The following is a 10,378-nucleotide window of genomic DNA, read 5'->3' on the forward strand; positions in this document are numbered from 1 at the left end:
GGGCCCTGGGTTGGTGCCGAGCCCGAGGCCCCAGTCGTAGATGGCATCGAGGAGAGTGGAATCCGCGCGGATACGGATTTCGGCCGTGCTGCCGTGCCGCGGCACCCGCTGCACGAGGAACTTGCGGGGTGGTCCGGAGGAGATGACCTCGATGTCATTGCCGGCGGGCAGGCCAAGAAGGTCCGCCTTGTGTCGCAGATTGTGGCTGAGCCGTTCGGTGAAATGCGGATGGTCCGGATGGATATAGCGGTCTTCCCACTTGACGAGGATCGGCGTGCGCGTCGAGAAAAGCGCCTCGCCCGCCTTATGGTCGGGAGTCGACTCAAGCTGAACACCACGGAGAGCGAGCCGCAGCGACGCCCAGCGGAGAGTCTGCCGACCGGCTATGCCGGCCAGCAGCGCGGCGGCGACGCGGGGCACCGGTGAACCAAGCCAGAGCGACCCGTCCGCAGAGGTTGCGTACGTGCCGCGGCTCTTGCGGGTTCCGCGGAACTGCGGCGACGAGATACCGAGCGGGCGCAGCGACGAGCCCGCGTAACCGCGCTCGTGCAGTTCCTCGGCCAGTTCCGGATCCTGCCCGCGGATCAGGTCGTAAGCCAACGCCCGCGCAGGCGTGAATACATCATCCCATTGCAGAGCCGATCCGTCGGCCGCAAGATCGACCCGAAATCTCATGCATCCCCCGTTCATGCGCGGACCGTTCAGTCCGGTTGGCGGCGACCGGGCCGCCAACCGCACGGCGAGGAAGTCTTGCACAGTCGCACCACCCACTGCTGGCGGGGGTCTGAGTAACGCAACAAGGCCAAGGAACACCCCGACCGGATCTCGCAGCCACGAGACGACCGGCAATTCCGGCCCTTCGACAGACGTACAGCCTGATCTGCACGTATGCTGAATGCCTTGCTTTAAAGCCAACGCGAATCCCGTTCAAGCCCATGTCCTGACCTGGGCTCACGCACTGCCCGGCGCCGGGGCCCGGGGCTGCTCGTCCCTCCGCGGACCTCCTCGTCCTACCTGTCCCCGCTCTCGCCCGTCGGCCAGCCCACGGGCGGACGCGTGATGTGTCCGGATGCTGTACTCCTCGGGCAGGCCCACGTCATTCCGCGCGGCGTGACAGGTCAGGCGACAGACCAAGGAGGCCACCGTCTCGAGGCCGTCCACCCTTTTCGATCACGCATCTTGGATCATGCCTCTGACCTGCGCAGTTGCATTACCGCCGAACCGCTGCAAGATCGCCGTTCCACCCCCGCCCTACGGCGCCCCTGACCTGCACCTTTACGATGGGCTCGCTGATCATCCCTGGAGGGATCGCAACACGAGTCGGTTCGCGGCGTCGCCCGGGGTCGCGCCGCCTCGCTGATCATCCCTGGAGGGATCGCAACCGGCGCATCCGTGAGGTGGCGGTCGCGACCGCGGTGCACGTCGCTGATCATCCCTCGTAGGATCGCAACCAGGGCCGCAGACGCCCGAGGGTTCCAATTGTGCCCTCGGCCTGGCCGGCGTTGCCAGCATTTGTGATCGTTGCGGGGTGTACCGGTTCGACAGGACCTTCAGCTCAGGCAGGATTGGCCGCTGGGGTGTCCTGACTTGGACGCCCGCGACGGCGAGTTCTGTTCCACTCGTCGACCGTCGAGCGCCGCCAGCGCGGCCTGCGGCGGTTCGCCGGTCGATCGGTGTCGGTGTCGGGGTCGTCGGCGGCCGGAGCCTCACCGCTCGCCACGTTGGCCCGCCAAGATGACGGCGTGATCCTGAGGTGGTCCGCCACCTCGAGGACGGTCATCAGGGGGTCGGAGTTCATCGATCTATCATCAGTGCCGAACTGCGGCGGCGCGCCGTGGTGCAGGTCACTTGTCCTGGCCAGATGCATGTGGCGCAGCGTCCGTTGTCAGAATGTGAACCCCACGGATGGAGCTTTCTAGGAGGTGGGGGGCGTGCGACGGCGCCGATCCGCCCGATTGCTCGGGAGCCCGACGGCGGCCGGAGCGTGACCGAGAACAAGCTGACCGAGCACCAATGAGCCATCCGACCGTGCTCCGCGACGGTGCGCTGATCATTCCTGGAGAGGATTGCGGCACGGTGTGTGTTGGGCAGCGACTTTCGGGAGTGGGGGGCCGGGCGGGGTGCTCAGGCGAGGATGGCTGGCTTGAGGATTTCCGTGTACCACTGGCGGAAGGTGGTGGGGGTGGTGAATTAGGGGGTGCGGGGCTCGGCGTTGTCGAGGCCGTTGTCCTTGGCCGTCATTATGTCGAGCATGGCCTTGGCTATCGCGTCGGACATGCCGTGTTCGGTCAGCGTCGCCTTGAAAGCCTCGCCGGGGATCTGCTGGTGGCGGATCGGACGTTCGAGCACCTCGGACATGATTTTCGCCATGCCGTTCTGGGACAGGTCCTCGGGGCCGAGCACCGGGACGTCGTCCTGCCCCGTCCAGGAGTCGTCGAGCAGCAGGCGGGTGGCGACGGCGGCGATGCCGCGGGTGGCGCAGGTCGGGTGCCTACGGTCGCCGGACAGCGTCGAGAAGAAGGTTCCCTGGTTCCTGATCGCCTCGACCTGGAGGAGCATGTTGTCCATGAAGCCGGGCATCGCCAGCGCACGGTAGTGCACGCCGGTGCTCGCGATCAGGTCGTCCATCGCCAGGGCTGCCGTGACAAGTCCGGCGTTGCGGCCCAGGGCTACCCCGCGGCCGAGGGCCGAGATGCCGACCACCCGACTGACCCCATGCTTCTCGATGGCGTCGCACGCCGGCCGGGTGAAGTCGAGATAGGCGGCGTCGACGCTCACGGCGTGGGGGTTCGGGGGAGCCAGCCAGAACACGACGTCGGCGCCCGCAAAGGCCCGGGTGACGACGTCGGCGTCGCTGTGCGAACCCTGCACGATCTCGACGCTTTTGCGGGTGTGCGCGGGGAGGCGGGAGGGGTCGCGTGCGATGACGCGGATGGGCCTGCCGCTGGTCAGGAGGGTGTCGAGGAGCTGTCGGCCGATCTGGCCGGTGGGAGCGGTGACGACGATCAAGGCAATCTCCAGTGGTTGCTTTCGGACATCCGGGAGGCGCCCTCGCGCCCGTGAGACCGAGATGATCTGTGCGGCGACGGCGTGAGCGGGTTATGTGAGTCCGCGCGTCGGCGTCGGTGCCACCCAGTCAATCCGGCGCGGCCGCGGGGCTGAAGGACCGATCTGCACCGCATTGATACCGTGCCGATATGAGTGACCTGGAGGTCCGGCAGCTCCGGTACTTCGTGGCCGTCGCGGAGGAGCTGCACTTCGGGCGGGCGGCCGAACGGCTGGGCATGGCGCAGCCGCCGCTGTCCCGGGCGATCCGCGAGCTGGAGCGTCACCTGGGGGGCGTGCGGTTGCTTGAGCGGACGACGCGTCAGGTGGCGCTCACCCCGGTGGGAGAGGTCTTCCTGTACGACGCCCGGACCGCGGTCACCGCGGCCGCCGCGGCCGCCGCGGCCGCCCGGCTGCCCGGCACGCCGGGCAGCCGACGCCGAGTCTGCGGCTCGCGCTCAAGGCCGACTTCGACGCCGGGCTGCTCCCGCAGATCCTCGCTGCCTTCCAGTGCGAGGACGCGGCGCTCCCGGTGGAGCTGCTGCTCGGCGGCCGTGGCGAGCAGGTGCCCGCCCTGCGCGACGGCCGGGCGGACATCGCGCTGCTGCCCGCCCCCTTCGACGACCGAGACCTCGACGTCGAACCACTGGTGACCGAGCCCCGCCTGCTCGCGTTGGCGGCCGACGATCCGCTGGCCGCCCGCTCCTGCCTGCGCCTGGCCGACCTGGCCGGCAGATCGCTACCCGACGGCACACCCGCCGACTGGGACGGCCGGCCGCCTACGACCGCGCGCACCCACAACGGCCGCCAGCAGCCGCAGACCGCGCTTCGCGGGCGGGTCGCCGGGACCCAGCCGGTCTCCTTGGACCTGGCGCAGATCTTCAACCTGGTTGGGTTGGGCAGCATCATCTGGTTCCTGCCCGCCTCGGTCGTATCCCGGCATCGCAGGTTCGGCATCGTCTACCGGACCGTCAGCGATCTCCCCCCGTCCACGCTCGCCCTGGCCTGGCCGCAGGACTCCCGCTCACCGGCCGTCGCCGCCTTCGTCCGCGCGGCCACCGCCGTCGCGAAGTCTGTCCAGACGGACGCCCAGGCAGACGCGGAGACCCCGCAGCGAGCGATGATGTGATGGTTTTGCCGTGGGTCAGCTGGCGGGGAAGATGGCGTTCGGAGGTTGGCGAAGGCGAAGGCGCGACTGTCGTTGCGTGGGTGGCACCAGGCGTCGAGCGAGCGGCTATGCGCGGCGTTGCGCGGCGGACGGTGCGACTGCCGTTCTTGTCCCGGTAGGCGATCATCGTCGTCGTGGGCCTCGACGGCGCCGGCGAGGAGAGCCAGCTCGATGTCGCTCAGGCGCTCGTCGAGGCCTGCGAGTTCGCGGGCCGGGACGCGGTGGGGCCATGCTTCCGCCGTCATCGGCGAGCCGGCGCTGGACGGGCACCTCCGCCACCTACCGGGATGACGCATCAAAGCGAGCCGGGCACATCCCGAGCGTCCAGGACATCCTTTCTTGATCATGGTTCTGACCTGCGCAGTTGCATTACCGTCGGACCGCTGCAAGATCGCCATCTTGTACCCGGTTTGCACCACCCTTGACCTGCACCTTTACCATGGGGTCGCTGATCATCCCTGGAGGGATCGCATCGCCGCGGAGGCGAGATGGATTGGGTGTTGGCTGGGCATCGCTGATCGTCCTTGGGGGATCACCGCTGGGCGGAGCGGCTGCGGTGGTCGGTGAGGTGAGGCGTCGCCGCGGTGGTCAGCCAGCGGGGGAGATGGCCTGGATGTTGGCGATGGCGAATTCGCGGTCGTCGTCGCGCAGGTGGCACCAGGCGTCGAGCCAGCGGCCGAACATAGCGCGGATGGTGATGCGGCGGACGGTGCGCTTGCCGTTGTTGTCCCGGTAGGCGATCATCACATCGCCGCGGGACTCGACAGCCTCGGCGAGCAAGGTGAGTTCGCTGTCGCTCAGACGGTCGTTGAGGCTGGCGAGCTCGCGGACCAGGGGGTTCGGCAGGGGCACGCCCTCGGCGGCGGCGGTGAGCAGGCGGGTGACGAGTTTCTCCGGGGTCACCCGCCGGGGTGCTCCGTCGGTGGCTCGGGGCCGGCCGGAGTTGGCGGAAGCCGGCGAAGTGCCCCGAAGATCGGGCGTGTGGCCCGGCGGGACGATGACGACGCCGGTGGCGTCCTCGGGGACGGGGTAGAAGCCGGCGCGGCGCAGTTCGGCCAGGACGGTCTTGGTCTCCTCGGGGCTGGACAGGACGGTGGGGGCGAGCCGGGCCAGGCTCAGCTTGGCGAGGACGCGGGTGTGCAGCAGCTCGGCGGTCGTCGGCTCGTCGCCGAGGATGGCGCTGCGCAGGCCGCGGACGCGGACGTGGCCGTGACGGCGGGCGACGTCGGCGATGAGGTAGTCGAGGGCCTGGGGGAGCTCGTGATCGGACCGGGCGCGCAGTTCGCCGAGCAGCTCGTCGGCGGACCAGCCGGCGTCCAGGGCGGTGCGCACACTCGCGGGGGTGAAGCGCCAGGTCCCGGCGGCGCCGCGGGATTCGGGTTCGGCGGCGGCGCGCAGCACCCGGGCCATCGCCGCGGTCGGCGGGCCGGAGACCACCGCGGTGAGGTCGGACTGGAGGATCAGGCTGGCCCGCGACTCGGGCAGCAGGCGGGCGCAGTGGTCGCCGAATTCCGCCGCGGCGGCGGTGATCGCCGTGGCGAGGGCGCGGGGCGACGGGAAGATGCTGGTGGGCCCGGTGAGGGTGGTGAGGTCGGGCGCGGCGGTGGCCAGCCGGTCACCGAGGTCGGTCAGGACGTCGACGGCGATGACGCCGAGCAGCTCGGCCTCGCGGATCGTCGCCGCCGCCATGGCCGTCCGCAGCTGGTCCGGATAGCCGTGCAGGGGGAAGAACCAGTCGATGTTCTCGCCGGTCAGCCGCGCGGACCGGCCGCCGGCGGCGCCCCGCAGCAGGGCGTGGCGCAGCAGGCCGGCGTCGGACTCCACGGGCAGCGGCGGGGAGACGTCCCGCTCGTCGTCGATCTCCCGGGCCGTCGGCGCATGTTCCAGGACGTACCAGGCCAGCGCGAGCGCGGCCCACTGCCGGCTCGGCGTCTCCTCCCGCCAGGCGGCGAACTCCGACCCGGGGACGTAGCCGGGGTCGTCGCGGGTGAGCAGGCCGGCGGTGGCGGTCAGGTCGATCCACAGTGGGAGGTCCGCGGGCGGCATCGACAGCCGCTTGGCCAGCCGGAGCCGTTCCCGCCCGCCGATCCCCCCGCGTTTGAGTGACGCCAGCGGCGTGGCCGCAGCCTCGTCGAGCAGCGCCGTCACGTGGCGGACCGCGTCCTGCGCGGCCGCCTGTGCGCTTGCGCGCACCCCGGCCGGGTCGACCGCGGGCCGGGGGATGTCCGGCGGGCCGCTCAGCCCGGGGCGCTGGTCGGCGAACCAGACGCTCACGGCGACCTCGCGGGCCAGCTCGACGTGGCCGCTCACGGGCAGCATCAGGCCGGCTCGGACCAGGGCCCGGGCCGCGCCCGCCCCGCTGCGGCGGTCCTGCGCCGCCAGCAGGAGGGGAAGCGGTAGGCCCTTTTCGGTGGCGAGCCACAGGTCCGTCAGCAGCTCCCGGCCCGCCGCCGGGAGCCGGTTGACGGCCTCCGCCACCCGGGTGAAATCGGTGAGCAGCTGGGTGCACAGGTCGGCGAGCTCGGCTTTGCGCAGCTCCAGCGGGTCGCCGCCGAGCGCGCGCACCGTCGTCCGCAGATCCTCGACGAGCGCAGCGCGGGCGACCAGGCTGGCCGGGCGCAGGCCGTTGAACGGCCTCGACCAGTGGCTGGCCAGCAGCGGCAGAAGGTGGACGACGGTCTCATCCGACGGGCTCGTGCCGCCCGTGCTGCCATCGCCGCCCTTGCCGCCCTCGGCGCCGGACGGTGCGGGCCAGGCCAGCCCGCGGACGTACAGCCCGTCCACGGCTGCGCCCACCGCCTCGAGGGGCGCGCCCAGCAGCGCGGCCAGCCGGCCGACGATCACCGGACCCGTCAGGATGGCCGCCGCCATGCCCACCTTCAGACCGTCCTGGTCCATCTCGGTGAGTGCTCGGCTCAGCGAGCGTCCGTCGGCCAGCCGCTGGGCCAGCTGCTCGAACCCGCGGGGCAGCGGTTCGACGAGGACGTCGGGCCGGGCTCGCAGCACGGCGGACAGGTCCGCTGGGTCGAGTCCCGCCAGGTGCGTGGCGAAGGTCGGTGAGGAAGACATCGCCACCATTGTGCCGGCCGGGTCCGACGGCCCGTTAACCGGCGATGAGACGGTCACGCAGAAGACAACAGCGCCCGCCGTGACGGCCCGACGGGCTGGGGGATCGGGTTGCCACTACGCCGAGGCTGTGTCGCGGGCGTTGCGTCGGGCGGCATTTCGGCGGCCCCGATCGGAACGCCGACTATCAAAGGTGATCGTCGGTCGGAGGCGTGGCGGGTGGCGGAGGCGTGGCGGGTGGTTCGGGGTCCGGCCAGGTGAGATCGGCCAGTTCGGCGATCTCGGCGGAGGGGATGCCGTGCCGGTCGGCCAGCTCGCCGATCGGCCTGCCGGCCTGATGCCGCCGCAGGATCGTTTCGACGTCCGCCGTCGGGCCGCCACGAGCGAAGAACGGCCGGCCGCCGGCGACCCCGCTGTCGACGATCACGTTCGCCGTCGCATAGCCGGGTAGTCGGATCCGGCGGGCGTAGCCGTCCTCGCCATAGTCCATGTGGGCGGCGACCCGGGCGACGAGCAGCGCGAACTCCGACCCGTCGGCGGGCAGAGCCGGCAGGTTCGGTGAGACGTACGGGGCTGGTGGGGCTGACGGGGGCAGCCGGGCCGGCGCGGTCACGGCCTGGACGATCCCGGGGGCGGCGTCCTCGTGCCGGGAGTAGTTCCGCAGCACCGTGAGCGCGTGGGTGACGAACGCCCTGCCGGCCAGGGGGTGCGCACCGCCCAGGCCCGCCCGGATGGTGCGCAGCGCCCCGTCGGCAAGGCTCTGCGGAAGCGAGGTTCCCTGCCGAACGGCCGCATAGACCACGGCCTCGGCGAGGCCGACGAAAGGGGATGCGGGGCTCGGGCGGCGAGGGGCGGCGGATCGAGGTGACGATCGGCGGCCGGGGGTTGCGGCTCGTGCCGATCTGGTTGCCCACCCGCACCCTGGTGACGAGCCACCTTGAGGCGCGGTGCAGGTCGTCCGGATCCAGGCCGACGTGCCGGGCCGTCTGGGCCCGTGTGTACACGGCACGGGTGAAGCGCGCGTCGGGCGCAACGTCGGGGTTCATGGACGCCTCCGGATCGCGGTGGCGGCGGTGGTGCTCGCAGCAGCTGAGCCTAGCCGTCCGCGCCGGCCTGCCCCACCGGTTCCTCCCGCCACGGCCGCACCACCGTCGAATGCCGTTCGGCCGTCGGCGGCGTCCCCCGCGGACCGGGCCCGTGCGGCGTCCACCACACGGGCCCAGCCGTTGTTCCATCCGATCAACAGGCGAATCGCCGAGCGGAGCGTGGGGGCTACTCCGCTACTCCGCGTCGGGGAGGTCGGCGAGTGGCAGTTCCAGGTAGGAGGCGGCCCCGTCCGGGGAGGCGAACTCGACCTGGCTGCCGTCGACGGTGGCGTCGCCGAACAGCCGGTCCCTGGTGTCGATCACGAGGGCGAGCTGGTGGCCGGCGGCGATGCGGTAGTCCGCCGGCTGGAGCTGGATGTCGATCGCGCGGGCCTCGCCCTCGCGGTCGTTGAGCAGCGTGAACGGCGCGCCGGTGATGATCTTTCCCTTGGTGCGGCCCGGGTCGACGTCGAACAGGTGGGCCACGATCGTCGCCGTCGCCACGGACGGGCGGACCGTCAGGTGCAGCCGGACGTTGCCGGTGAGCTGGCTCTGCTGGACCAGCGGCTCGGTCACCCAGACCGCCGCGTCCCGCCGCGAGATCGACGCCGTGTCGTAGATGGCGGGGGCGCCGAGCCGCTCCAGGACGCCGGTCTGGACGAGCTGCTCGGCGACGTGCGCGGGGGTGTCCACGCCCGCCTGGATGGTCGTCGTCCACCCGGTGGCCGGCCGGGACGCCAGCGCACCGTCGGTGGAGCCGTTGCGCGGCTGGTCGAGGTAGAACCGCCGGGTCGGCTGGACGTACGACTGCCAGTCGTTGGACTTACGCAGGTCGAACAGGTTGTGCATGTACTCGGTGTGGACGTTGCCGTCCTGGCCGATGCCGTTGTCCTTGCCCTGCAGGTGATGGTCCAGCCAGCGGAAGGTCGTCGCGGTCGGCCGGCTCCAGCCGCCGAGGAAACCCAGGATCTCGTCGCCGCCATGGTCGCCGATCTGCACCAGCAGCCGGCGCGGGCCGGTGAGCCGGTTGAAGAACTCGACGACGGCCGGCACCGAGAAGATCGTCTCGTGCCAGTACGTGCCGAGGAAGATCGGTACCCGGCGGGCGTTGAGCCGCTCGACGTAGCTGATCGGCGAGCGGATAGCCCCGAAGTCCAGCAGGTTCTTGATGTTCTTGTTGGCGCGGAACTCCTCGAAGATCTGCCGCGCCTCGTCGGAGAGGCGGTCCTCGCCGAACAGTGCCGCGAGGGCCTCGAAGGCCGCGAGGTGCCGGGTCTCGTTCTCGTACAGCGAGCGGGCAAGATCTGCCCAGGCACTCTGCGCGGCGATGGCCTTCACCCGGTCGTCGTGCGCGGCGATGATCAGGCTCTGGCCGGCGCCGTAGGACGATCCGGCGAACGCGATCTGGTCCGGGTTCGCCCGGTCGGCATGATTCTCCAGGATCCAGTCGATGACGGCGGAGCCGTCCGCCCGGTCCCGCGGCCCGGCGACGTCGATCTTCCCGGTCGATTCGGCCAGGCCCCGCTCGCTGTATGCAACGGCGAGATAGCCCCGGATCGCGAAGTTCGCCAGCATACCAGGGTAGGAACGCCAGCCGGTCGGCGCCAGCGGTGCCGGCAGGACGACCACCGGATGCGGCCCGGCGCCTTGCGGGACGAACACACCCGCGTCGAGCTGGACGTCCGGGTCCGCGCCGGGAATCCGAACGGACGCGAACGTCCCCGATCCCTGCAACTGCTGGAACTTGCCGGCGGTCGCCGACGGAAGCTCCCGGAAATCACCGCGGTCCAGGTTCTCCAACGCGCGGATCTCGGCGTCGAGCAGGGCCCGGTCCTGGGGGGCGAAATCGAAGACCGTCGTTCTCTGGGGGCTGGTGGCCACGCGTGGTGTCTCCTTGCCGGAAGTCGGAGCAGAACAGGTCAGATCGCCGGGCGACGTCAGACCGTGCCGTTGGCCATGTCGTTGACCGTGCCGTGAGGTGGTGGAATTCCATCGCTTTCTGCGGAGGGCGGTC

7 protein-coding genes and 1 pseudogene are annotated in these 10,378 nt (G+C 71.0%); 2 read left to right on the forward strand and 6 right to left on the reverse strand.

The features are described from left to right. The 3 genes from cas6 to G6R25_RS17155 form a co-directional block, all read right to left on the reverse strand. Positions 1-756: CRISPR-associated endoribonuclease Cas6 (gene cas6 / locus G6R25_RS17145; protein WP_235948808.1), on the reverse strand; the 756-nt coding region annotated here is incomplete at its 3' end. 799 nt (positions 757-1,555) lie between these two features. After that, on the reverse strand, positions 1,556-1,798 hold the full coding sequence (locus G6R25_RS17150) for a hypothetical protein (protein WP_136447363.1): 243 nt from the start codon (positions 1,796-1,798) through the stop codon (positions 1,556-1,558). 392 nt (positions 1,799-2,190) lie between these two features. After that, positions 2,191-3,009, reverse strand: coding sequence for an NAD(P)H-binding protein (locus G6R25_RS17155; RefSeq protein ID WP_235948811.1), 819 nt, complete (start codon positions 3,007-3,009; stop codon positions 2,191-2,193). Positions 3,010-3,197: 188 nt separating this feature from the next. Between G6R25_RS17155 and G6R25_RS31735 the strand changes: the two are divergent. Both G6R25_RS31735 and G6R25_RS25315 read left to right on the forward strand, forming a co-directional pair. Further along, positions 3,198-3,335: pseudogene (locus G6R25_RS31735) on the forward strand (LysR family transcriptional regulator); the annotation flags it as partial. A 191-nt stretch (positions 3,336-3,526) separates the two neighbouring features. Further along, the gene (locus G6R25_RS25315) at positions 3,527-4,174 is read left to right on the forward strand and encodes a LysR substrate-binding domain-containing protein (RefSeq protein ID WP_272871458.1); all 648 of its coding nucleotides are present in this window, start codon (positions 3,527-3,529) and stop codon (positions 4,172-4,174) included. Between the two features lie 627 nt (positions 4,175-4,801). Here the strand turns inward: G6R25_RS25315 and G6R25_RS17165 are convergent. From G6R25_RS17165 to G6R25_RS17175, 3 genes are all read right to left on the reverse strand, one after another. Next, positions 4,802-7,282 carry a helicase-associated domain-containing protein gene (locus G6R25_RS17165; RefSeq protein WP_235948814.1) on the reverse strand — a complete coding sequence of 827 codons (2,481 nt, stop codon included), beginning with the start codon at positions 7,280-7,282 and terminating at the stop codon, positions 4,802-4,804. Between the two features lie 184 nt (positions 7,283-7,466). After that, positions 7,467-8,081 carry a hypothetical protein gene (locus G6R25_RS17170; protein ID WP_163553802.1) on the reverse strand — a complete coding sequence of 205 codons (615 nt, stop codon included), beginning with the start codon at positions 8,079-8,081 and terminating at the stop codon, positions 7,467-7,469. Positions 8,082-8,559: 478 nt separating this feature from the next. After that, complete coding sequence (locus G6R25_RS17175) at positions 8,560-10,245, reverse strand: CocE/NonD family hydrolase (RefSeq protein ID WP_163553803.1); 1,686 nt, start codon at positions 10,243-10,245, stop codon at positions 8,560-8,562. Positions 10,246-10,378: the final 133 nt, after the last annotated feature.

This window comes from Candidatus Frankia alpina (assembly GCF_902806485.1).
Lineage (GTDB): Bacteria > Actinomycetota > Actinomycetes > Frankiales > Frankiaceae > Frankia > Frankia alpina.